Origin of the sequence: Luteibacter sp. SG786 (assembly GCF_011759605.1) — a bacterium.
In the GTDB taxonomy this organism is placed as follows: Bacteria; Pseudomonadota; Gammaproteobacteria; order Xanthomonadales; family Rhodanobacteraceae; genus Luteibacter.
On the sequence record NZ_JAAOYX010000001.1, the window covers coordinates 2,536,832 to 2,560,541 of the forward strand.

Annotated in this window: 21 protein-coding genes; 10 read left to right on the forward strand and 11 right to left on the reverse strand. The window is 65.2% G+C overall.

Going from position 1 to position 23,710, the window contains the following annotated elements; genetic code table 11:
• Positions 1–48: 48 nt before the first annotated feature.
• Positions 49–516 carry a DUF1203 domain-containing protein gene (locus FHS47_RS11470; protein ID WP_167027227.1) on the forward strand — a complete coding sequence of 156 codons (468 nt, stop codon included), beginning with the start codon at positions 49–51 and terminating at the stop codon, positions 514–516.
• Between the two features lie 21 nt (positions 517–537).
• On the opposite strand, the gene FHS47_RS11475 is transcribed toward FHS47_RS11470, so the two are convergent.
• From FHS47_RS11475 to FHS47_RS11485, 3 genes are all read right to left on the reverse strand, one after another.
• Positions 538–3,447 (reverse strand): TonB-dependent receptor, encoded by a 2,910-nt coding sequence (locus FHS47_RS11475; protein ID WP_167027230.1) that lies wholly within the window; start codon positions 3,445–3,447, stop codon positions 538–540.
• 188 nt (positions 3,448–3,635) lie between these two features.
• Positions 3,636–4,457 carry an alpha/beta hydrolase gene (locus FHS47_RS11480; protein WP_208381968.1) on the reverse strand — a complete coding sequence of 274 codons (822 nt, stop codon included), beginning with the start codon at positions 4,455–4,457 and terminating at the stop codon, positions 3,636–3,638.
• Between the two features lie 276 nt (positions 4,458–4,733).
• On the reverse strand, positions 4,734–5,117 hold the full coding sequence (locus FHS47_RS11485; protein WP_167027236.1) for a TraR/DksA family transcriptional regulator: 384 nt from the start codon (positions 5,115–5,117) through the stop codon (positions 4,734–4,736).
• A gap of 162 nt (positions 5,118–5,279) precedes the next feature.
• On the opposite strand from FHS47_RS11485, the gene FHS47_RS11490 reads away from it, so the two are divergent.
• The 3 genes from FHS47_RS11490 to FHS47_RS11500 all read left to right on the forward strand — a co-directional run bounded on the left by FHS47_RS11490 (position 5,280) and on the right by FHS47_RS11500 (position 8,709).
• Positions 5,280–5,729 (forward strand): nuclear transport factor 2 family protein, encoded by a 450-nt coding sequence (locus tag FHS47_RS11490; protein ID WP_167027240.1) that lies wholly within the window; start codon positions 5,280–5,282, stop codon positions 5,727–5,729.
• A 78-nt stretch (positions 5,730–5,807) separates the two neighbouring features.
• The gene (locus tag FHS47_RS11495) at positions 5,808–7,364 is read left to right on the forward strand and encodes a hypothetical protein (protein ID WP_167027243.1); all 1,557 of its coding nucleotides are present in this window, start codon (positions 5,808–5,810) and stop codon (positions 7,362–7,364) included.
• 142 nt (positions 7,365–7,506) lie between these two features.
• Positions 7,507–8,709 carry a zinc-dependent alcohol dehydrogenase gene (locus FHS47_RS11500; protein WP_167027246.1) on the forward strand — a complete coding sequence of 401 codons (1,203 nt, stop codon included), beginning with the start codon at positions 7,507–7,509 and terminating at the stop codon, positions 8,707–8,709.
• 57 nt (positions 8,710–8,766) lie between these two features.
• Here the strand turns inward: FHS47_RS11500 and FHS47_RS11505 are convergent, their stop codons facing one another.
• Entirely contained in the window at positions 8,767–9,660 is an 894-nt protein-coding gene (locus FHS47_RS11505) for a manganese catalase family protein (protein ID WP_167027249.1), read from the reverse strand.
• A gap of 205 nt (positions 9,661–9,865) precedes the next feature.
• On the opposite strand from FHS47_RS11505, the gene FHS47_RS11510 reads away from it, so the two are divergent.
• Complete coding sequence (locus FHS47_RS11510) at positions 9,866–10,375, forward strand: ferritin-like domain-containing protein (RefSeq protein WP_167027252.1); 510 nt, start codon at positions 9,866–9,868, stop codon at positions 10,373–10,375.
• Positions 10,376–10,377: 2 nt separating this feature from the next.
• Here the strand turns inward: FHS47_RS11510 and FHS47_RS11515 are convergent, their stop codons facing one another.
• The gene (locus FHS47_RS11515; RefSeq protein WP_167027255.1) at positions 10,378–11,217 is read right to left on the reverse strand and encodes an SDR family oxidoreductase; all 840 of its coding nucleotides are present in this window, start codon (positions 11,215–11,217) and stop codon (positions 10,378–10,380) included.
• Between the two features lie 204 nt (positions 11,218–11,421).
• Between FHS47_RS11515 and FHS47_RS11520 the strand changes: the two genes are divergently transcribed.
• Entirely contained in the window at positions 11,422–12,594 is a 1,173-nt protein-coding gene (locus tag FHS47_RS11520) for a zinc-dependent alcohol dehydrogenase (RefSeq protein ID WP_167027258.1), read from the forward strand.
• A 10-nt stretch (positions 12,595–12,604) separates the two neighbouring features.
• A complete protein-coding gene (locus FHS47_RS11525) occupies positions 12,605–13,018 on the forward strand; it encodes a hypothetical protein (RefSeq protein WP_167027261.1) in 414 nt (137 codons plus the stop codon).
• Positions 13,019–13,032: 14 nt separating this feature from the next.
• Here the strand turns inward: FHS47_RS11525 and sdhD are convergent, their stop codons facing one another.
• Complete coding sequence (gene sdhD / locus FHS47_RS11530; protein WP_167027264.1) at positions 13,033–13,419, reverse strand: succinate dehydrogenase, hydrophobic membrane anchor protein; 387 nt, start codon at positions 13,417–13,419, stop codon at positions 13,033–13,035.
• Positions 13,420–13,673: 254 nt separating this feature from the next.
• Here sdhD and FHS47_RS11535 point away from each other — a divergent pair, with 254 nt between their 5' ends.
• Positions 13,674–14,177, forward strand: coding sequence for a ferritin-like domain-containing protein (locus tag FHS47_RS11535; protein WP_167027267.1), 504 nt, complete (start codon positions 13,674–13,676; stop codon positions 14,175–14,177).
• A 78-nt stretch (positions 14,178–14,255) separates the two neighbouring features.
• Entirely contained in the window at positions 14,256–14,564 is a 309-nt protein-coding gene (locus tag FHS47_RS11540; RefSeq protein ID WP_167027270.1) for a DUF3247 family protein, read from the forward strand.
• A 25-nt stretch (positions 14,565–14,589) separates the two neighbouring features.
• Here the strand turns inward: FHS47_RS11540 and FHS47_RS11545 are convergent, their stop codons facing one another.
• The 3 genes from FHS47_RS11545 to FHS47_RS11555 form a co-directional block, all read right to left on the reverse strand.
• Positions 14,590–17,205 (reverse strand): EAL domain-containing protein, encoded by a 2,616-nt coding sequence (locus tag FHS47_RS11545; protein WP_167027273.1) that lies wholly within the window; start codon positions 17,203–17,205, stop codon positions 14,590–14,592.
• Positions 17,206–17,300: 95 nt separating this feature from the next.
• On the reverse strand, positions 17,301–19,031 hold the full coding sequence (locus FHS47_RS11550) for an MOSC and FAD-binding oxidoreductase domain-containing protein (protein ID WP_167027276.1): 1,731 nt from the start codon (positions 19,029–19,031) through the stop codon (positions 17,301–17,303).
• Positions 19,032–19,087: 56 nt separating this feature from the next.
• Positions 19,088–19,699: a phosphatase PAP2 family protein gene (locus FHS47_RS11555; RefSeq protein WP_167027279.1), complete on the reverse strand. Its 612-nt coding sequence runs from the start codon at positions 19,697–19,699 to the stop codon at positions 19,088–19,090.
• 35 nt (positions 19,700–19,734) lie between these two features.
• Between FHS47_RS11555 and FHS47_RS11560 the strand changes: the two genes are divergently transcribed.
• Complete coding sequence (locus FHS47_RS11560; RefSeq protein ID WP_167027282.1) at positions 19,735–20,172, forward strand: low molecular weight protein-tyrosine-phosphatase; 438 nt, start codon at positions 19,735–19,737, stop codon at positions 20,170–20,172.
• A gap of 3 nt (positions 20,173–20,175) precedes the next feature.
• On the opposite strand, the gene FHS47_RS11565 is transcribed toward FHS47_RS11560, so the two are convergent.
• Together FHS47_RS11565 and FHS47_RS11570 are read right to left on the reverse strand one after the other, a co-directional pair.
• On the reverse strand, positions 20,176–22,314 hold the full coding sequence (locus FHS47_RS11565; RefSeq protein WP_167027285.1) for a YjbH domain-containing protein: 2,139 nt from the start codon (positions 22,312–22,314) through the stop codon (positions 20,176–20,178).
• Positions 22,314–23,705 carry a YjbF family lipoprotein gene (locus tag FHS47_RS11570; RefSeq protein ID WP_167027288.1) on the reverse strand — a complete coding sequence of 464 codons (1,392 nt, stop codon included), beginning with the start codon at positions 23,703–23,705 and terminating at the stop codon, positions 22,314–22,316. The genes FHS47_RS11565 and FHS47_RS11570 overlap by 1 nt, the downstream gene beginning before the upstream one ends.
• Positions 23,706–23,710 lie beyond the last annotated feature (5 nt).

Consider the following 23,710-nt stretch of genomic DNA (forward strand, 5'->3'; position numbering starts at 1 on the left):
CGGCGGCGGCGTGGAGCATATGTCCCATCCCCGAACGAGGAGCCTGCCATGTCCTTTCGCATCACCGGTCTCGATCCCGCGCCCTTCGTCCCGCTTTACGGTCTTGACGAAGCGTCGTTGAAAGCCCGCCGCATCGTTCGCATGCGAGCGTCGGACGACACCGGCTTTCCCGAGCGCGTCGAGTTGCGCAACGCGCGGCGCGGCGAGAGCCTGCTGCTGCTCAACTACATGCATCAACCGGCGGATACGCCGTTTCGTTCCAGCCACGCGATCTTCGTGCGCGAAGGGGCCACCGTGGCCTACGACGCGATCGACGAGGTGCCGGAGCCGTTGCGTGTGCGCACCATTTCCCTGCGCGGTTTCGATCGCAATCACCATATTGCCGATGCAAGGGTGGTGCACGGCGGACAGCTGACCCACGCCATCGAGCAGTTGTTCGCGATGGAGCAGGTGAGCTACCTGCACGCGCATTACGCCGGGTACGGCTGCTACGCGGCGCGCGTCGACCGGGCGTAGCGCTCCCGGTGCGACGCACGGTTACAGCTTGTAATTCACCCCGAACATCACCGTGCGGCCGAACTTGTCGTACTCCAGCGGCCGCGCCACCTTCACGCTGTTCGGCAAGGCAGCGATCTGCTGCGTCTTCATGGGCGAGTTCGTCAGGTTGTTCACTTGCAGCAGGACAGACAGCCCGTTCCATGCGCCATGGTCGAAGGCATAACCCAGCTGGAAGTCCGTCTGCCTGTCAGCCAGCACCTTGGTGTAGCCCAGCTGGTCGAACAGGGCGACGGCCTCGCCGGTGAACGACGAGCGGTAACGCTCCGCGATGCGCACCGACCAGCCGTACTTCTCGTAATACAGGGCGAGGTTGGCCACCTTCCGCGAGAGGCCGGGCAGGGTGGACGGGCTGCCCGGAATGGTGGAAACGGCGCTTACCGGCAGCGTGCTGTTGGTGAGCGAGAAGTTCGCCTGCACGCCGAAGCCGTCCAGCGCACGGGTGAGCAAGCCGAGTTCGAGTGCACCGGACAGCTCCAGGCCCTGCATCTTGCCGCCCGTGCCGTTCTCGGGCCGCGTGAACGAACCGATGGTGCTCGTAGGGGTAAGGGTGGGGTTGTCGTTCGTGTACTTGGAGAAATCGTAGTCCAGCGTGGTCTGGTTGTAGATGTAGTTCAACAGGTTCTTGTTGAACACCGCGGCAGCCACGTAACTGGATGTGCCGAAGTACTTCTCCCAGGACAGGTCCGCGCCCACCGCGATGTACGGCTTCAGTTTGGGATTGCCGCCGCTGCCGGACCACAGCACCTGACCCGCGGCCGGCCCGTCGTTCACCAGTGCGACGCCTGCCGAGGTCGCGACCTTCTCATCGTCGATGCGTCCGCGCGCCATGGTCTTGGCGAGACCGAAGCGCAGGTATTGCTTGTCGGCGATCTCGGCCACCAGGTTCAGGCTCGGCAGCACCTTGGTGTATTTCGTTCCATCTGAGATACGGCCGACCAGGGCATCACCGTTCGTCTGCAGCGCCACCGACGACTGGTCCGTGCGCACGGCCTGCACGCCGACGTTGCCGCGCAACGGTATGTCGCCCATCGTGGTGTCGATGTTGAACTTCAGGTAGGCGACCGGAACCTTCTCCCTCACCGTGTAATTGCGGCTCCAGTCGGACTGTCCGTTACGTTGCGTGAGGTAGAACTGGCTCGCGAGCGCGCCGAGCACGTCGTAGTTGAGGATGCCCGGAATGCCGCCGTAGCTGAGGTCCGTGGTACCGCGCAGGAAGGAGGGATCGATGGGCGCTGCAAAGCCGGGCAGGTATGTGTCGCCGGTGGAGCCGTTGCCGTTCAGCCAGGCGAAGAACACGTTGGCCTCTTTCGTCTTTCGGCGGTCGGAGTAATTCACGCCCAGCGTCGCATCGGAAAAGATCCAGCCCACGGGATGGGTGACTTCGAGGCGGAAGGCCTTGATCGTGTCCTTCTGCTTGTCGAATTCCTCGCGGCCGTTGTAGCCGTAGTCGTTCGGGTCGGTGAAGAAGATGGCGGACGGGTCCGCGAAATTCACGCCCGGACGGAAGTCCGGAAAGCCTTCGTGCTTCGGCGTCGCGAAGTCGGTGGACGACGTGGCCTGGCCGGGCAGGCCGGCGAACAGGTAGGCGTCATGCAGGCGCTTCTTCGCGCTCGAGTAGGACGCGTCGGCGTTGATCGCCCACCCGTTGCCGAAGTCGTACTGGTTGTTCCAGCCTGCGGAGAACAGGCGGTCCTTTTCCTTGGTGTACTCGTTCTGCAGGATCGAATGGAGGCCATCGATATGCCCGGTGGTCACGATCGGATAGGGCAGGGCCGGCACGTAGCCTACGTTCGAGTACGACACATTGTCGTAAGAGCTGCTCGACCACTGCGCACCATTCAGGTACGTCTTCTGGTCGAAGGTGGAGTAGTAGAGGTCCAGCGTGGAGTGGTAATGGTCGTTGGGCGCCCATTCGAGCACGGTCATCAGGCCGTTGCGCAATTGATTTTCCGATTTCGCGCGCAGTTGCATGCCCTGCTGTGACAACACGTTGTCGGGCATGCCCGGGGTGTGTGGCGCACGCCAGTAATCCGGGTTCTCCGCGCCCTCGGAGCCGTTGTTAATGTTCCACCACCATGCCTGGTACTGCTTTTCCTGCACCGGCGAATCCAGTTGCGCGAATCCGACCGCCAGGCCCAGCGTGTGGTCGAAGAACTGGTCGATGTACGAGAAGCTGGCGCGATGACCGGTGTCGCCGACACCCGTGCCGTGGTTCAGACTGCCGTGGGAATTGTTCTCTCCACGAAGATTGGCAGCGATGGCTCGCTTGGGCAGGTCGAGCGGTCTGATCGTGTGCAGGTCCACCGTGCCGGACAGGCCCTGGCCGATGAGGCTGGCGTCCGGCGTCTTGTACACCGCCGCTCCACTGATCAGCTCAGATGGATACTGGTCGAAATCGACGCCGCGGTTCTCGCCGATGGTGGCCTGCTCCCGGCCGTTCAACGTGGTACCGGCGAAGTCGGGCGACAGGCCGCGAATGGATATCTGGTTGGCGCGGCCGTCCACGCGCTGCGTGGCAAGACCGGACAGGCGCGCCAGGCTCTCGGCGATGCTGCTGTCGGGCAGCTTGCCGATGTCTTCCGCGGAGATGGCTTCGATGATGTTGTCGGAGTTCTGCTTTGCCTTGATCGCGTTCTGGATGCTTCCCTGAATGCCGGTGACGACCACGGCGTCGAGGTTGCTCACGGCGTCCGGGTTCGGGTTGCGCTTCGGTTTCTGCGCAGTGGCGGCAGGTTTCGCGGGCGCGTTGCCGGAGGTGTCCTGCGGGGGCTGTTCCTGTGCCCATGTCGTGCCGCAAGCGAAGGAAACTGCGGCGGCGCAGGCCATGGCAAGCGGTTTCGCACGGAAAGCAGGCACGGCGAAGCCGCGCGGCAGGTGGCGACGAATCATTCGATTTTTCCCCGCAAGTTCTTGCGACGCCCCCGCGGCGCCCTTGCGGCGGGAGGATGGGGTAGCGACACGTAAGTGTCATCCTGCGTCGCAACAGAATGCGAGGCACCCGTTCAGCTACCGGGTGGGCGTGAACGAATGAAGCTGCGGGAAGCGCGAGCGCGCTTCCCGCAGTTGTCACTGAAGCATCAGGCCTTGATGAAGGCCAGAAGATCCTTGTTCAGCTCGTCGGCGTGAATCGTCAGCATGCCGTGCGGGTAGCCCTTGTACACCTTGAGCTCGCCCTTCTTCAGGAGCTTCACCGACAATGGCGCAGAATCGGCAAAAGGCACGATCTGATCGTCGTCGCCGTGCATCACCAGCGTGGGCACGTCGATCTGCTTCAGGTCTTCGGTGAAGTCCGTTTCCGAGAACGCCTTGATGCAGTCGTAGTGCGCCTTGATGCCGCCGATCATGCCCTGGCGCCACCAGTTGCCCACGGTGCCCTCGTTGGGCGTCTTGCCGGGACGGTTGTAGCCGTAGAAGGGAATCGGCACCTCGCGATAGAACTGCGCGCGGTTGGCCGCGAGTTGCTTGCGAAAGCCGTCGAACACGGAGATGTCGAGTCCGCCCGGGTTGGCGGCGCTCTTCACCATGATCGGCGGCACGGCGCTCACGAGCACGGCCTTCGCTACGCGGCCCTTGCCATGCCGCGCCACGTAGCGCGCCACTTCGCCGCCACCCGTGGAGTGGCCGATATGGACGGCGTTCTTCAGGTCGAGGTGTTCCACCAGCGCGGCGACGTCGGCGGCATAGGTGTCCATGTCGTTGCCGGTGTCGGTCTGGGTGGAGCGGCCGTGTCCGCGGCGATCATGCGCGATGACGCGGAAGCCCGCGTTGAGGAAGAACATCATCTGCGCGTCCCAGTCGTCCGCGCTGAGCGGCCAGCCGTGATGGAACATGACCGGCTGGCCCTTGCCCCAGTCCTTGTAGAAGATCTGGGTTCCGTCTTTGGTCGTGATGAACGGCATCGTGTTTTCCTTTTTTCCGGTGGTGTTTGAAGCGGGTGCGGCAGCGGTCGCGGTGCTGGCGGCCAGCGTTCCGATGCCTGTCAGGGCGCCTGCGGCAAGTACGCCGGCGCCAATGACGAAGTTGCGGCGCGCCGGGTCGAGTGCCGGTTCGGGTGAGTCGGTCACGGGTGTGTCTCCTTGGTGGCTCCCTTCCTTTTTTAGGGGTTGCCGCCAGGAGCGGATAGGACGCGCATGCCCTCGTTTTTGGACGATTGCGGAGCGTGCACGCCGCGGGACTCAGCGAGTGCGATCGAAGCGCTCCTTATCGGCGGCTTCCTCCACGGTGTAGCAGGTCTCGGGCACGGCCTCGAGCCGTGCGCGCGGAATGGCTTCGCCGTTGCCGTCCGAGATGCCATAGGTGCCCTCGTCGATCTTCTCCAGCGCGCGGTCCACGGCCGCCAGGCGGCGCTCGTTGTGACCGAGCAACGCCTCGTCGTTTTCCTGCTGGGCGAAGCGCTCGCCGTCGTCGCCGGTGTCTTGCGGTTCTCCGCCGGCAGCCGTCTGGAGCGCCTGCTCGTCGGCGCCGGCGGCATCGCCCACATCCACCAGCTGCCGGCGCAGGTCGAGTAGCCGTTGCTTCTGGCGGGCTAGGAAGTCGTCATCGAGAGTCGTCGGTGCCATGGGGTTCTCCTGGGAAATGACCGGTATAGCAGGCCGCCGAATCCACGGCTTGTCGAATTCGGCGGCGCCTGCGGTGTCGCCGGGGATGCCGGAAGTACCATGGCGTGGTGCGGCGGGGCGCGGCTAAGATGCCGAAAAGCCACCGCGCCCAGGGGTAACCGCATGAAAGCCCGTTCTTTCGCCGTCATCGTAGCTGCGGCCTTGTCCGGCGCCATGGCGCCCGCATTCGCCTCGACACCGGAACAGTCCGCCGTGCTGGCGCCGGTGCAGGCGATGTTCGATGGCATGGCGAAGTACGACCAGGGGGCGATGCGGGCGACCGTCCAGCCCGAGGGAAGCGTGGCGTTGCTCCGCAAGGGCAAGGTTGTCCGGATGACGCTGGGGGAGTTCATCGATCGCATCAAGCCGGGCAAGGACACCATCGAAGAGCGTATACATGATCCGCTGGTGCGCATCGACGGCGATCTGGCCATGGTCTGGACACCGTACGAATTCCTGGTGAATGGCAAGGTGAAGCACTGCGGCACCGACCTCGTGCACCTGGTGAAGATGGACGGCCGCTGGCTGATCGCCGGTATCGCGGACAACAGCCGCGACGAGTGCGGTCACTGAGGGCCGCTCAAGTTTCCGTGCCGCGGGCCGTCACAGGGGCGATAGGGGCGACCCACGGAACGATGGGGACTTCGGGACATGATCGGACATGCAGGTATGGCCACGGCGAACACCCGGCTCGTCGAGGTGTCGTCTCTCCCAGTGCCGTCCGTTTCCGCCAATGCAGCGCCGGACACGGCGACCGCTCCCGCTTCGGTGGTGGTTACGCTGAGCGGCCTCGCCGCGCCGGAAGCATCGCCGACGTACGCGTTTCCTCCCGCATCGCCGCCCGTGTGGCAGACGCCGCCCCAGGACGCGATCTCTTCCCTCATGGCGAGCCGTTACACGGCCGCTTCGCTGAGCGGTCGTTTCGATGGCGTAGGCAAATCGCTCTTGGAACGGTTCGCGGCGGATGGTGGGGACTTTTCCCAGAGCGTGCGCCTGGGTGGCCCTTTCGCGGCGCCCGGTAACGGCGCGCAGGCGACTACCACGCTGAGCATACGGACGGCCAGCGGGAAATCGGTGGTGCTGGACATGACCACCGAGGACGGCAGCCTCGCGGTCGGCGTTCACGGCAGCGCCGGCCTGGACGAAGCCGAGCGTGCGGCCGTGGGAAAGCTTGCCGACGCGTTCCAGAAGGCGCTCGACGGCGCGGTGTCGACACCGCCCCGCATCGACCTCGAAGGCTTGGGCGGGTTCGACACCGCGGTGCTGTCCTCGGTCAACTTCACCGTCCGCTCGGCGGAGGCGGGCCGCACTCCCACCAACCTCGTGTTCCACGCCGATGCCACGACGCGCAACCTCACGCTGACCGGCGAGCGCGGAACCATCGACATGGCCGTCGATTTCCATGCCGCCGCCATTCTCGGCAATCGCGCGCAGCGCGCCGAAGCGCTCGCGGGATACCTGCGGCAGTTCGACGCCGCCGCGGTACGCGGGCAGGGCGACAGGGCCTTCATGGCGATGTTCAAGAGTGCTTTCGGTCAATTGACGGCATCGTCGGATGTTTCGCCTTCGGGCCTCGTGCCGATGGCGGGGGCACCTTCCGCCGTGCAAGCCTCGGTGCTCACGGGGCTGCCCGACTTCCATGCGTCGATCGTGCAGGCCGCGAGTGCGCCGAATCCTCTGAAGCCCTCCGAAAAGGACGGGTTCGCCTACTCGGTATCGCAGGAGACACGCATCAGCGGAAACGGCGCGCTCGATCGGGGTATTTCCCAGAACTTGCACTCGCAACTGAGCGCCAGCTACCACTCGCCGCTCAGTGCGGATGGTGCCTTGATGCTCACACTGGACCCGAAGTCGCAGAACTATGTCTACACGCACGTCGAAGACGTGGCCGACAGCCAGACCGACATCGCTTATGAAAAGGGGCGCCTTGCAAGAGCGAGCATCGCCCGCTCAGCCAGCCAGACGACGGAACGTTCAAGGTACGTGATGGCCAAGCTGGTGGACCAGGCCACAGTGCCCCATCGCGCGTCGGAAACGCGCGACCTGCTGGATCTGCTTCGGCCGCTGGATGAGGACGGAAGCGCGCCTACACGGCAAAAGCAGGCGTACCGCGACCAGGCGCTCGCCGCCGTGCACGCCACCGTCGGCCTGGAAGCCGATCCTTCGGCCTTGCTCGACACCAGGCGCGCGCGCGACTTCCCGTCATGAATGCCTGATCGTCGAAATCCGGCCGATCGGTCGTTGTCGGCATCGCATGCGGAATGTGTTCGCCGTGGGCACGGTATGGGCGTCGGACTTTCACATCCGGGGTTCTAAGCTCCCGAGGTCCCCTAACAACGGAGCCTCGATAATGAAAGCCGTCGTATTTCATGGCCTCGGTGACATCCGTCTCGACGATGTTCCGGAACCTCAGATCGCCTCCGAGTTCGATGCGATCGTCCGTCTTACCGCATCGGCGATCTGCGGCACCGATCTGCATTTCATCCGCGGAACGATGGCCGGCGTGGAACCGGGAACCATCCTCGGCCACGAGGGCGTCGGCATCGTCGAAGCGGTGGGCGAGGGCGTACGCAACCTCAAGGTGGGCGATCGCGTCGTGATTCCTTCCACCGTGGCTTGTGGATACTGCTCGTACTGCCGCGCGGGCTATTACGCGCAATGCGACAATGCCAATCCGCACGGCCCGGGCACGGCCTTCTACGGTGGCCCCAAGGAAGCCGGCGGACTGAACGGCATGCAGGCCGAGAAAGTGCGCGTGCCGTTCGCGCATGTGAACCTCGTGACGCTGCCCGATGCCGTGAGCGACGACGAGGCCATTCTTATTTCGGATATTTTTCCCACGGGCTACTTCGGTGCCGATATGGCCGACATCAAGCCCGGCCACACCGTTGCGGTCCTGGGTTGCGGTCCCGTCGGGCAGTTCGCCATCGCGTCGGCGCGGCTGCTGGGTGCCGGGCGCGTCATCGCCATCGACCAGCACGAAGACCGCCTGGAGATGGCCCGTGCCCAGGGAGCGGAGACGGTGGATTTCGGACGGGAAGATCCGGTAGAGACGGTGAAACGCCTGACCGGCGGCATCGGCGTGGATTCGGTGATCGATGCGGTGGGCGTGGATGCGGAGCACGCGCACGGTGGGCCTGCGGCCCAACATCCCGCGCCGGGCGACGCGAAGGATGCGTCACCGGATGCGCGCAGCGACGAAGGGACCTGGAAGGCGGGCGACGGACCGATGCAGGCGCTGGCCTGGGCGGTGGAGATGGTCGCGAAGGCCGGCACGGTGTCCATCATCGGTGTCTATCCTCCCACCGACAATCTGTTCCCCATCGGTGCCGCGATGAACAAGAACCTCACGGTACGGATGGGCAACTGCAACCATCGGAAGTACATCCCCATGCTCGTGGAGCGTGTTCGTTCCGGCGAGGTTGTACCGACGCGGATACTGACCCAGCGCGAGCCGTTATCCGACGTGCTTTCGGCCTATGAAGCGTTCGATCAGCGTCGGCCCGGCTGGATAAAGGTCGAGTTGAAGCCGTCCGTCCGGCAGGCCGGATAACCCTCCGCGTACTTGACGGACATATCGATGGGGGCCGCTGCTGCGGCCCCCATCTTTTTACTTCTTGGCTTCTTCCTGTTGCAACGTGCCGAGATCCGCGCCCGTGACGGGGTCTCGCTTCGGATCGGACTTGCCTCGCGCGGCGAACGCGTCGACCGCGGCCTTCTCGCCGCGTGACAACTTGACGTCGGCGTGTCCGTCGCCGCCATCGACAGGCAGGCTGTCCTCGCTCGGTACGATGACTTCGCTGAACCCCTTGCCCTCGCACCAAGGTCCAGTGCGATCGCCTTCGCCTTGCGACGTGTTGACGTAAGTGTCGGTGAAACGGGGATCGCCAGGGAGTTTGCCCGGCGGGAAGCTCTTGTCCATGGAGTACAACGCTTTTTCGAAAGACTTCTGGTGCGCGATCTCGCGCGTCATGAGAAAATTGAGCGCGTCGCGGACACCCGGATCTTCGGTGACGTTGATCAGCCGCTCGTATACGATCTTGGCGCGCGCCTCGGCGGCGATGTTGGAACGCAGGTCGGCCGTCGGCTCGCCGATGGTGTCCACGTATCCACCACTCCAGGGGACGCCGGCGGAATTGACGAGTGCCGGGCCGCCACCATAGAGCACGTGGGTCACGTGGCTATCGTTACCCGCACCCTGCAGGGCGCGGTACATCTCGGCCTGCTGGTCGACGGTCTCGGCGAGCATGCCTTTCGCACCGCGGTTCAGCATCGCGATGATGGAACCGATGACCTCCAGGTGGCTCAACTCCTCGGTGGCGATATCCAGAAGCATGTCCTTCCGGCCCGGATCTTCCTCGGCCAGCGCCTGCGTGAAATAGCGCATGGCCGCCGCCAACTCCCCTTGCGGGCCGCCGAACTGCTCAAGCATGAGATTGGCCAGGCCGGGATTCGATTCACTGACGCGTACGGTGTATTGGAGTCTCTTGTTATGACTGAACATCGCTGGCTGCGCTCCTCTTGGCTTGCGTGTTCGCCATGATGGGCATAGCCGGGGTGCAGGCAGTGGGCACCATGGGTGACGACCGAATCTACTCACGTGAAGCGCCGCTCGTTCACATCATGGTTCCGTCACGCATCCTGGCTGTGCGCTGCACGTCCGTTCCGAAAGCATGGGCGCTCCCGAAACCGACCGAAGGAACATACCTATGGCAGACATGCGCGAGAACCTCCTCGACTGGCTTCGCGACGCCCACGCTATGGAGCAACAAGCGGAGCACATGCTCAAGGCACAGGCCAGCCGTATCGAGCATTATCCCGTGGTGAAGCAGCGCATCGAGGAACACCTGCAGGAAACGCTGGGTCAGCAGGAACTCCTCCGCCAGTGCATCGAACGTCTGGGCGGAAAGCCTTCGGTCATGAAGGACATGATGGGCAAGGCGGCCGCCTTCGGCCAAGCCGCCGGCGGCATGGTGAATTCCGACGAGATCGTGAAAGGCGCGATGGCGAGCTACGTCTTCGAGAATCTGGAGATCGCGATGTATACCGCGCTCATCGCCGCGGCCGAAACCGTGGGCGACGAGGAAACGAAGCGGGCGTGCGAGAAGATCCTTCCCCAGGAACAGGCCATGGCCGAGTGGGTGCTGGAACACCTGCCGCAGCTGACCGAGGAGTTCCTGGTTCGCGACGCGACTCCCGACGTCGAAGCCAAACGCTGAAATCAGTGGCGCGGCGGCGACTCCTTGTCGCCCCGCGCCCGCTTCGGCGAGTCCACGTCCTCGTACATCTTCTCGTTCATGCGCGCCTGCATGTGCTCGGACATGAACCGGCGTGAGAAGACCATGGCCTTGTTGACGGCGCCGGCCACGACGACACGCTCGCCGCCCATGCACGCGCCGTAGCCGATCTCCGCCACTTCCTCGGGGTCCATGAGGTTCGCCTTCTGGAAAGCGAAGCTCTCCTCCAGGTCGCCTTTCGGGAAAAAGTCCGTGTCGGTCGGGCCAGGGCAGAGTGCGGTCACTGATACACCGGACCCTTCCAGTTCCGTGGCGATGGCTTCGCTCCACGACAGGATGAACGCTTTGCTCGCGTGGTACACGGCCATCGTCGGCCCCGGTTCAAAGCCCGCTATCGAGGCGGTATTCAGTACGCGCCCTTGCCCGCGCTGCACCATGCGCGGCAGGAACATCGACGTCAGCCGCAGAACGGCCTCCACGTTCAGCCGAAGCACCGAAAGGTGGGTGGCGAGCGGAACCTCCGCATAGTTGCCCTTGAAGCCGTGGCCGGCATTATTGACCAGGATATCCACCTGCCAGCCGGCGCCGTCCACCGCCGAGGCAATTGTCTCGAAGGCCTCCTTGCTTTCCAGATCGACGGCCACGGACAAGGTTTCGACGCCATGGCGCTGCTGGATGTCGCCCGCCAGCAACTCCAGTTCTGCGGCATCCGGCGCGACGAGGCATACGGGGTGGCCGTACATCGCGAACCGATGCGCCAGGTGCATGCCGATGCCGCTGCTCGCGCCGGTGATCAGGACCCGCTCGCTGTTCACGTTGCTCATCGTCGTCTCCGGTGGTCACCGCCATGCCCGCGGTACGGCACGATGCTGCGCGGGTAGCGCTCAAGCCCGCGTGCGCGGCGGATGAATTGACGCGACACGTGGATGAAGGCGTTCGCCAATGTCTTCGCCGGTGCCACACCCCTTTGCCGTGCCGACGACATCCGAGGGCAAAGGATGCAAGACGCCTCGTCAAGGGAGAACACAATGCTCGCGACTACCTATCGCCGGCCCTATCGGGTCAGCGCGCGCCACGTCCCCGACCCGGTCATCGAGCATCCACTCGACGCGGTCGTGAAGGTGCTTCGCTCGTGCATCTGCGGGTCAGACCTTCACCTCTACCACGGGCTCGTACCCGACACGCGCGTGGGCTCCATCTTCGGGCACGAGTTCGTCGGCGAGGTCGTGGACGTCGGTTCGGATGTTCGCAACCTGAAGGTTGGAGACCGGGTGCTCGTCCCGTTCAACATTTTCTGCGGCACGTGCTATTTCTGCCAGCGCGAGCTCTACAGCAACTGTCACAACGTGAACCCCGAGGCCACGGCGGTGGGCGGCATTTATGGGTACTCACATACCACGGGCGGCTACGACGGTGGCCAGGCTGAGTACGTTCGCGTGCCCTTTGCCGACATCGGGCCGACGGTCATCCCGCCCGGCATGCATATCGAGGATGCGGTATTGCTGACAGACGTGGTTCCCACGGGATACCAGGCCGCCGAGATGGGCGATATCCGGGAGAACGACACAGTCGTGATCTTCGGCGCCGGACCCATCGGCATCATCGCCGCGCGCTGCGCCTGGCTGATGGGGGCCGGGCGGGTGATCGTGGTCGATCATATGGACTACCGTCTGGATTTCGTCCGCCGCTACGCACAGTGCGAAACCGTAAACTTCCGCTCCGTGGGCGACATGGCCATCCATATCAAGAAGATGACCGACGGCCTCGGCGCGGACGTGTGCATCGATGCCGTGGGCTGCGAAGCGACGGGCAGCGTGATGCAGCACATCACGGGCGTGAAGATGAAGCTTCAGGCAGGTGCGGCCACGGTGCTGCATTGGGCCATCAACTCTGTTCGCAAGGGCGGAAACGTTTCCATCGTGGGTGTCTACGGCCCCACTTTCAACGCCGTTCCGATCGGAAACGCGCTCAACAAGGGCCTTACGCTGCGGATGAACCAGGCCAGCGTGAAGCGGCACCTGCCACGGCTTATAGAGCACATCCAGGAAGGTCGGCTCGATCCCCGCGCCATCATCACGCACCGCGTGCCACTCGAGGAAGTGAGCGATGCGTACGAGATGTTCTCGCGCAAGCAGGACCAGTGCATCAAGACCGTGCTCATCCCCCCGGGCGCCGACAGCGCTTCCTCGACCGCAACCTGAGGTATTCGCCATGAATGCACCGAAAGACCGCATCCCCGGCTGGGGCGCCGACCTCGACCGCGCCAACCGCCCCGCCGTGCCCATGGAGCGCATGCCGCCCCGCCTTGAAGGCGTTCATTGGGGCGACCCGACACCGCAAGCGTCCGACGTGGAGATTCTTCAGTCCACGGAACATTTCAAGCGGCCACCCGTGTTCGGCACCAGCGTGCCGCCGCGCGGTGTCAGCGGGTGGATCCGGCGCCGCGCCTTTCGCCACAGCGAGAACGACCTGCGCCACTGGCTTATGCTGCTTTTCGCAGACCGCGTGGACGTCGTGGAGAGCCTGGCCTCGGATGCACGGCGATCGCCGCGTGCGCGTTCGGCGGCAATGATCGCGGGAGCTACGCTCGCTGCGGCATGGTTATTGCGACGCGCGGGATATTAGGTCAGCCCATGAGGTCAGCCCGTGAGGGCGATGCGCACGATGGACAGCAGCGACAGCACCGCCATCAGCAACAGCGCCAGGCGGGTGAGAATGGCGCTCCAGAACGCAAGCCAGCGCGTGTGGATGTAGTCCTCATAGATATTGCGCAGCCCAAGTTCCGTGTGCCAGCAAACAAGCACGACAAACGTGGCCATCAGCGTGGCGTTCGCGGGATGGGCCAGCGCATGGCGCACCGTCGCATAGTCCTCGTGCATGAGTGTCAGCACGAGGACGACGAACCAGACGGAGAGGCCGACAAGCACCAGCGATGTGAACTGCATGCCCATCCAGGCCGCGGCGCCCGACTTGGCGGAACCGATGTTCCGGGCGCGTTTCAGCGGGTTGCGCAGGTCGCTCGTCATCGCCTCGTCCTCGTCGTAATCGCGCTTGTCGTGTCGCGGAAAGCTTGTCGAGGGGAGCGTGCAGCCAATCTTCCCCTTTCGTCAATACCCATTCACGTTGCTTAATGGAGCGGTCGCTCCGAGTCGTCCTGCGCACGGGAAAAACGTGATCCCGCAATGTCTTCATTGCGTTCACGGGATCAAGCTGGGCGCATGACGGACGCGCGCCTACGCTGCTGTCTTCAGTGTTGCATGACCCGACGCGGAGAAGACCCATGGCAGTAAAGACGATCGAAGACCTCTTCATTCACGAGCTTTCGGACATCTACAGCGCGGAGAAGCAGCTGACCAAGGCGCTGCCGAGGCTGGCACGCGCTGCCGAGGCTCCGGAACTCAAGCAGGCCTTCGAAGCCCACCTCGAAGAAACCCAAGGCCAGGTCGAGCGTATCGACCAGATCGTGGAGACGCTCGGCATTCGCCTGAAGCGCATGAAATGCGCGGCGATGGAAGGCCTGGTGGAAGAGGGCAAGGAAGTCATCGACGAGATTCCGGCCGGCCCGCTGCGCGACGCTGCCCTGATCGGCGGCGCCCAGAAGGTCGAGCATTACGAGATCGCTTCATATGGCACGCTTTCCGCCATTGCGAAGCAACTCGGCTACAAGGACGCCATTCCGCTCCTCCAGGCGACCCTGAAGGAAGAGAAAGCGACCGATGAAAAGCTCACGTTGCTTGCCGAGCAAGCGGGTAACCAGCGCGCCGCTGAAAAGTCAGCGGCCTGATGTCCGGCATGGAAGCCCGCGCCGGCCTCGTTCGGCGCGGGTTTCTTCGATGGAAGCTCGCCGCGGAGGAAACGACTGATGGGACGCACAGCAAGTAAGGTATTCACCGATCCCCAGGACATCGCACGCATGGAGCGCTGGGTGGAAGAACTGGCGATCAACGCACGGGTCCGCGTGCACCTGGTCGAAGAAGCGCCGGTGGAGGGCGTGGTCATGGTCACGCCGACCGTGCAGGTCTTCAAGGACGCCGACGACGTGGAAGGCATCAACGGTACGGTAAAACTCGAGGATCCGCAGCAGCCTGGCTGGAGCGGAGTGGTCTGGCTGGGCGACATCGTGCGCGTCGAGCATCTCGACTCGGTGACCATGGGCGCGACGAAAGCGTAAGGCGTAAACCTGTCCCGGGTAACGTTCAGCCCATATCTGCAGCGTGCGTGCGCGCCGGCCGCAGCGGTGGGCGTGTGCCGAGGTACGCCAGGAGTGCGGGCAGCGGCATGGGCTGCGCCACATGGTACCCCTGGATCTGATCGCATCCGTTCCGGCTTAGCCAGGTGTACTGGTTCTCGCTCTCCACGCCCTCGGCGACTACATGCATGCCGAGGGTGTGCGCGAGCATGATGATCGAGCGGCAGATCGACGCCGCGCGCTCGTCGGTGTCGACGCCGACCACGAACGACCTGTCGATCTTCAGCGAATCGATCGGCAGGTCGCGCAGGTAGGCCATGCTGGAGAACCCGGTGCCGAAATCGTCGAGGGACACGTGCGTGCCCTGGGCGCGCAGCGCTTGCAATGCCGGTACCGCGCGCTCCTGATCCATGAGGCTGCTCTCGGTCAGTTCCACTTGCAACGCATGCGCGGACAAGTGATATGCGGTCAAGACGGCGCGCACCTGGGCCGCCACGTCGCTGCGCTGGAATTGCACCGCCGATACGTTCACGGCCACCGGTAGATCCCCATGGCCGGCCGCGGCCAGGTCCAGGCAGGCCTTCGCGACGGCGTCCAGTGTCCAGCGGCCGAGCGGCAGAACCAGGCCCGTTTTCTCGCAGAGCGGAATGAACACGGCCGGTGGGACATGGGTGCCGTCGGACTGGCGCCAGCGGACCAATGCTTCAAGCTTGCATATCGCCCCGGTCGCGGCGTCCACGATGGGCTGGAAGTGCATCGACAGCTCGTCCGAATCGATGGCCTGACGCATGCGCGAGGCCATCGTCAGGCGTCCCATGGCGCGTTCGGCCATGGCGGGCTCGAACATCTGGATGGGCTCCGGTGCATTCGTGCGGGCATGTGCCGCCAGCGCGGCACTGGCGATCACCTGTCCGGCGCGGCGTCCGTCCAGCGGATGCGAGGCCGCGCCCAACTGCGGGTCCAGCGTGTGCAGGGTATCGTTGACCGCCACCGGCTCGTTCACCACGGCGAGCAGCCTTGCCACGATATCGTCGCGGCGCTCCGGATCGGTGATCGCGACCATGAACCGCTCGCCGGGGCGATGCGCCACCATGCCGTGTGCGCTGCCGATGGCGGCGAATCGCGCGGCGACCTGCCGCAGCACGTTGCGCCCGACCTCCAGGCCAAAGGTATCGCTTACGCGGTCGATGCCGCGGAGATGGATGTAAACCAGTTCATACCATGCGTGATCGCCGAGACCGTGTTCCAGGTATTCGACCAGTGCCTCGGTATTGGGAAGCCCGGTGATGACGTCGTGGGTGGCACGATAGGTGAGGGCGCGTTCCGAACGCAGCCGTTCGGTGATGTCCTCGGCCAGAACGAGTCGTGCCTCGTGTCCTGCGAAATCGATGCTCGCCGCGTGCACACGTACATCGAGCGTGGTGCCGTCCTTGCGACGGTGCACCCAGACCTTGCCCGGTTCGACGTCCTCGCCGTGATCGCGCGTCTGAAAAAGCCGTTCCAGGATCCGCGCATCCTGCAACGACCGAATATCGGTGATGCGCATGGAGAGGAATTCGTCTCGCGAGTATCCATAGCTGCGCACGGCGGCCTCGTTCACCTCGAGGAACGCCAGAGTCTTCGTGTCGAACACCCAGTAGGGGAGAGGGTTTTTGTCGAAGGCCAGCCGGAAGCGCCGCTCCGCGTCGGCCAGTTGGGACTGGATCTGCAGCCGCTCGTTCAGTTCGCGGATCTGCGCTCGTTCGCTGGCCGCCACCCGGCGGTACAGGTAGACGAAGCCGACGCAGTACGCGAGGTAGAGACAGATGCCGAAAAAGGCAAAGCGGTACCAGGGGCCGAGGATGGTGGACGTGGCGACGCCCACACTGATCCACAATGGATATTTCTCGGGACCGCTGACCGCCACCAGGCGATCCACGCCGTCCATGGGGGTCACCCTGTGGCTAGCGGCGGCATCGAACGGTTCGAACAGGCCGTCGACCGATTCGCCGACGAGGCCCGGTGAATGGCCGGTGCGAGCGACGATCTTCCCGTAGCGATCGGCAATGGCCGCCACGCCGCCGGTGCCCGCGTGCACGTGCTCCACGATGACCTGCAACTGGCTTTGCCTCAAGCGTGCGAGCACCCAGCGGCCGTCGCCGGCGGGTACGGCAATCGGCAAGAACCATTGTCCCTGCCGCGATTCCAGCGGGCCCAGGCGAAGGCTTTCACGGTTCGCGGCGTCGCGGACCCATGCAGGCAACGCCGGGTCGCCCTCGCCGGGCGTAATGGCCTTGCCGTTTTCGTCCACGAAAAGGAGGTCGGCGATCTCAGCCTTTTGTCGCCTGGCGACGCCCGCCATGTTCTCGGAAATGAGCGCTTCTGCGCGGTCGGGCACCGTGGCGAAGAATTCCTCGCTATCGGATGCCACGCCCTCCATGGCCCGTTGCACGACGCCCAGGTGTTCACCTAGCAGGTGCTGGCCGCTGTCGGCGAAGGCCTTCGTCTGCGCGCGCGCCGTCTCGACGCGTCGCTCGTAGTCCATGTCGAGGACAAGCGCCAGCCCGATGGCGAGAAGGAATGCGAGCACACCACCGACCATGCGGACCAGCCGCGCGGAACGATAATGTGCTGCTTCGGCCATGGACGCTCGCAGACGGCGGGAAGGGGCTCACCTGAGGCGAAACTAGCAACCTGCCCGCTCGACGGCAAGTCGCATCCCGTCACGTGAATGTGAAATCACAGGTCGAGCGACAACGGCCCTCGCGGTGTCGTGCAACAGATGAGTACATCGCCTTCGGGTGGCGGCAGGAGCGGGTCGGGCGCATAGGCGACCGCGCCTTCGACGAGCCCGCACTGGCAGGTATGACAGACGCCGGTACGGCACGACCAGCGCACCGGTACGTTGCATGCCTCCGCGAGTTCGAGAAGCGAGCCGTAACGTGGATCCCAGGCCACGCTCAGCCCGCTGCGAGTGAAAGTGACCTCCGGTCCGGTACCCGCTTCCGCGGGCGGATGGGGAGGCCGGCCCTCGGGCCCTGTCGTACCGGGAGTGAGGGAGGCTTCCGCGCCGAACGTCTCGCTGTGGATGTGAGAGACGTCAACGCCGAGCCGGCCCAGATCCGCCATCGTCTGCCGCATGAAGGACTGCGGCCCGCAAAGGTAGTAGTGCGCGTCGGGTGGAAGCCCCATCGCCGCAAGCCGGGAGCCGTCGATCCTGCCGCCCACCGCGTAGTCGCGGCCCTCGATGTCGCCGGCGGCGGGCCGGCTATAGAACAAGCACTCGCGCGAGCCGGGCAGCCTCGCCAGCGCGCTGCGTGCTTCGTCGCGAAACACGTCCTCGGTGCCGCTGCGTGCGCTGTGGATCCACCACACCGCCCGGGGCGGCGATTCCAACGCCAGCGCGTCGAGCATGGGAAGCAGCGGCGTGATACCGATGCCCGCGCTGATGAGCACCACGGGCGAGCCGTTCGACACCAGAGTGAAATCGCCTCGCGGCGCGCTCGCTTCCACACGGTGGCCGGCCGCGACGTGCTCGTGCAGGAAGCGGCTGCCTTCGCCTTCCGCCCGTTTGACGCTGATGCGATAGCTTTGCCCCGGCACGCAGCCGGAGATGGAATAGCTGCGCAGGACCGGCGATTGCTCGTCGCCCCTATCGACACGCAATGCCAGGAACTGCCCCGGCAGCGCAGGGGGCAGCGGCGAGCCGTCCGCCGGCACGAGCACGAACGACCGCACGGCGTCGTTTTCGCGATGCACGCTCTGCACGATGAATGGTCGGTAGCCGCTCCACGCCGGCTGGCTCCTTGCCGCGTTCCTGGGGCGGCCCTCGTCTTCCAGCATTTTCGCGAACGACTGCTTCCAGCCGGGACTCAAGGCAGGAATGCGCAACGCGCGTTCGAGGGTGTCGCGCGAGTGGCCGGGAAGATAGAGCAACGCGTCCACGTCGGCGACCGTCAGGTCTTCCGGCCCCTGGGACACGCGCTCGATCGTGTCGCCGGCGCCTATCTCGCCTTCTTCGAGCACCCTGAAGTAAAAGCCGGGACGATGGTGCGCCACCAGCAGCGACGCCATCTGCGGATGCTCCATGCGGATGCCCACGCGATAACACGTGACCCGTGGTTGGGTGACCTCGAAAAGCGCGCTGCCGATCCGGTACCGATCGCCAACGCGAACCTCGCTGTCCGGCAGTCCCTCGATGGTGAGGTTCTCGCCGAATCGGCCGTATTCCAGCGGCGGGCGCCCGAGGAAGGACTCCCAATAGCGATACGATTCGATCTGATAGACCATGACGGCGCGATTGGGGCCACCATGGCCCGCGGTGTCCGCCTGGCCGTCGCCGTCGATGTTGAGCGTGCGGACCATGACCCGGCCTTCCACCGGAGACTTGAAGATGCCGGTACGCACGATCCGGCCTTCCCATGCCACCTCGCGTGGCAACCCGACGTTGACCGAAAGCACGCTTGCCATGTCGTCTCTCCGCTGTGCGCGCAGTATATGCCTGCCGGGCGGATCGGTTTCGCCGCTCAGCGGGTGAATGCGGCCCGATGGCCGCTCAACCAGACGGCCATGTCTTGCAGTAGATGTTGCGAGGGAAACACCCGCCCATAGCACAGCGCCAGGATGGCTAGGGCGCCGCACCCGAGCACCGCCCTCCATGGGCCGTCGGGTGCACCCGGCGTCGCGCGCGGCGACGACAGCCCCCGCAGGAACCAGAAGGCGACGGCGGCACCGAGCGCCGCGCCCAGCCACACTTCCGATGGGCTGTGGAAACGCAAGACCAGCCGCGATACGCCTACCGCGAGGCCGAGAAGCAGGCCGAAGGCGATCGCCGCCGGGTGCCCGGCATGTCGCCAACCGCGCGAGAGCAGGGCCGCCAGCGCGGGCCACACCAGGATCGCCAGCGCGGTGTGTCCGCTGAAACCCGTGTAATCGAGCCCCGGCGGGCGCACACCCCACGCCATGAACAGCAGTTTGGAGAGCGCCACACATCCGCCGCACAGCGCGGCGGCCACCAGCCAGCGCCAACCGTCGCGGCGGTAGGGTGGCGGCAGGCCCAGGCAAATCGCCATCCAGCCCATCAGCGGAAGCAGCACCGCGCTGTCGCCCAGGGCGGTGATGGCCATCCATATCGTCACGTGCGACTCTCCCATCGGTTGTCTATTATGGCGACATGTTCCAGCGCCTATTGATCGTCTGCATCGGCAACATCTGCCGAAGTCCTACCGCGGAATACCTGCTCCGGCATCGCCTCGGTTCCGGTCACGCTGCCACAGTGTCGAGTGCCGGCCTCGGCGCGATGGCAGGCCGCCCCATGGACGGCACGGCGCTCGAGCTGTTGCGCGAGCATGGCGTCGACGGCGAAGGCCATGTCGCGCGCCAAGTGGACGAACGCCTGCTGCGCGATGCCGATCTCGTCCTCGCGATGGAACGGAGCCACGTCGATGCCATCCGGCGCATGGCGCCCGAAGCCAGCGGCAAGGTGTTCCTGCTCGACAAATGGCTTGGCGGTCGCGACATTCCCGATCCCTACCGCCAGCGCCGGCCGGCGTACGAGCAGGCGTACGGCATGATCGAGCAGGGCGTGCAGAGCTGGCTGCGTTACCTGTAGGTTCTATTCGCGGATCTTCTCCAGGTTCTTGTCGAACAGGTCGCCGTCCAGGTCGTTCGTGAGGGTATACAGGGTGTAGCGCTTGTTGAGGCGCGCGCCGCCGTCTCGTATCAGCGGCTGCCAGAGGAGGGTGGCGCGGCTGCGCGAGGAATGCGGCAACAGCATGTCGAAGGGAATGGACACGTAGATGCCCTTGTCGAAGCTGCCTTCGCCGTATCCGGCGCTGCCGGACTTGTTGGTGATCGTGGCATAGGCGCCCATCCTGGCCCCATTTGCGAACTCGCGCGACACGTCCACCGTGCTGCCCCAGTCGCCGGCAAGATAGCGGCCGACGCTCACCGCCACCGTGACGTCGTGGAAGCCGGTATTGAAATAGGCCGTGGCCTGCCCGGTGATCACGTGGTAACGGCGCAAGGAAAAATCCTGCCGGAAACCGCGCTGCTTCACCCAGTTCACATCGGCGCCCACGGCCCATCGCTCGCCGAAGGGACGGTAGAGCACCTCGCCGCCGACGCCGCCGTACATGCTCTCCAGCATGCCGGCGTACGCCAGACCGTAAAGATCCTGCCCGAGGCGTCGCGTCCCGGTGAGCTGGACATTGGGGAGAGTGACGTCCGAACGGGTCAGGTACTGCCGAAGGTCGGTGCGCACGCGAGGAAGGTTGCTCGGGGCGTCGTATTTGAACTTGTCGTAGTTGTTGGCCAGGTTGACGGCGAGCACGCCGTCGAGCCACAGATTGCGGTTGAAGTTGAAGGTGCCCGAAGCCGCACCGTACACCTGGTAGAGGACGAACGCGTCAGGGCCACCGAGATTCTGCTGGTAGCCGAGTGACGTGCCACCGGTGAAACGCTTGAGCGGCGCTCGATAGAGGACCTCTTCCTCGCGCGCGGTCACCGGGTCTTGCTCGACGCTTCGGCGGAAGTCGGCGAGCGGAAGCCGGTCGTCCAGCAGTTCGACGAATCGCGGCCGATGCACACTGGTTTCCACGATGGGCAGCCCGTTGCGTTCACTGGAGACGGTCAGCCATCCGATGCTGTCGTCCACGCGGCGGTCGACGATGCGGGTGGCGCGGCCGACGCCCTCGGCCGTGTAGAAGAACCGTTGCTGCTCGCCGTGGATCACGAGCTCGGAGCCGCGCCGTCCGATGCGCGACACGTCGATGCCCGCGTTCTCGCGAAGCCTGTCGGCCACCGCGGGCCAGTCGACCTGTTCCGGCGCAGCGCGTTGCGGTGCCGGAACTTCGGGCGGAGGCGCAGCGGTGGCCAGCGGCTCGGGTGCGGGATCGAAGGTCTTCGGTGGATCGACATGCGTCGCGAGGTTGCTGTGCAGGTTGAGGCCAGCCGTGACCACGTTGCCGCGTTCATAGCCGACAGTGAGGTCGACATTGCGGTTGAGGCGGAACACCGCGCCCAGGTTCACCGGCCAGCGTTGCGGCTGGTTGTTCTTCTGTGGCTGATGCTTGTAATCGTTGCCATCCAGTTCCGCCTTGAGGATCAGCCAGTCCCATGGCGAGCGGTACTCCACGCCGCCGAAGAAACCTGGCCGGCCACGCAGGAACTTGTTGATGCTGAACTTGCCGGTTCCCGTGCCGCCCGTGGGCCGGGTGCTGAAGCGGTCGCTCAGGATGTCCAGCGGATTGCCGATATCACCGCGCGCGCCCATGTAACCCCATGCGAGGCCAAGGCTGAAATCGAACGGGCCAGCGCGCTTGCTCGCCACCACGTATTCGCTGGAGAAGAGGCCCGTGCCGCCGACGTCGCGCGCGCCGACCGCCACCGCGGGCAGCCAGCGGCTCTCCTGCCACAGGCGCACCTTGGCGTCGATGGACTTGTCCTTGTAGGTCTGACTCCCGCTGAGCGAACGTGGCCCGTAGAGGCGATTGCTGACATTCGTATAGCGGAATGAGCCCTCCAGCCATGGCAACGGCTGCATGGAAACGTTGTAGTTCGTATAGGGCGTCGTGCGGCTCAGCACGAAACTGAACTCGCCTTCCTCCGCCATGCGCGCGGTCGGTGTCTGCAACAGTCCCACGCCGCCGAAGTCGCTCTGCGTGAAGGCTTCCTGGGCGTGAGCCACGGATGTGCCCCCGGCGAGCAACGCGAGCGCGGTGCGGCAGCAGCCGTGCCATGCGCGGCGCCGCATCAGGGGCCACCGCCATCGCCAGGCACCTGCGTGGCAAGGAAGGCGGCAACGTCCCGGTTGAACGCATCGTCCGCCGCGCCCGCGATGGCATGCCTGTCGAAGGGAACGTAGATCCAGGCTCCCGGCGCGAGCGGCCGGGGCGGGTCGCGATTCCACAGGGCCACGCCCTGCTCGAACACGGAGCCGTCGGGCTGCACTACGAATACGATGTCCGGATCGGCTGCGGCGGACGCAGGACACGCGGCGAGGTAACGGCGCGCATCCTGCATTGCAACGTGGGGCACGCGGCAAGCTTTCTCGACGGCGCCGACCACGCGAACGTCGTCGGGACGGCGAGGATAGACCAGGGTGTCGCCCGTGTTCATGGGCCAATCCTTGGCCCGGCCGGTTTCGAGGCGGGCCGGATCCAGTGAGACGCCCGTTCGTCTTCCGGTAATGGGAAGCTCCGACAGCCACGACTGGAACGACTTGCCGGCCGCAGAGGGCGTGAGGTCTCCCTCGCCAAGCGCCTTGTTGCGGATGGCCCCCAGTTCGTACACGAGACCGGCCCGGAGGCGAAGCTGTTCGCGCCGCAGACCCGGTTGGAGCCATGCGCCGGCGACGGTGTAGGCGTGAGGGGGCGCCTGCCGGGCCGCGGCAACGGAAAGCCGCTCACCGTCGCCGGGAGGCGCCGCGGGCGGAGGCGTCACATCGGCTGCGGATGCGGCGGACTCGCGGTACGGCTGCAATTGAATGAGTTCGAGGGGCAGTCCCGGCGCGACATGCTGCACGCTCTTCCAGACGAAGCCGTCGGTCGGATCGATCCAATAGCGGTTCGTCATGCTCACGCCCAGCGCCGGCGCGGATACATGCTCGTCGATGCGGCGAAGACGATGGATCGTGCCGAGGATCTCGACGTCCTCGATGGCCTTGGGCTCCAGTGTCGCCGTCAACGCGATGCCATAGCGGTAGCCCGGCGACCAGTCGACCTGGCGGGCGTACGTGACGGGCGCGCTCAAGTGCTGCAATCCGTCGTGGAACGGATTGCCGGCAGGGGTCGTCGTTTCCTCCAGGTCCTGTGGCAGGCCCACCGTCTTCACCACGAGTCCGTCGCGGGTGAACACCGCATCGCGCCCCGCGCCGTACCAGCCCAGTTCCCCGTCGGCAACGTGCGCGAGGATGAGAATGGCCTCGCCGTCGGGTCCGTTGGCCTGCATCTGGAAATACGGCGTGGCCGCGACGGAGGCCGGAGTGGGGTGCACCGTCTCGCGCCGCATCGCCAGCCGCAGCGACTCCAGGCTGCCGCGGGAGACCGACGAGCATGCCGTCAACGCCGTCAGCAGCAGACAGACACCGCCGAGGGTGGCAGCGCGCAGCGACAGACGCGTGAGGGGCTGGGCGCGACGTCGCACGATGA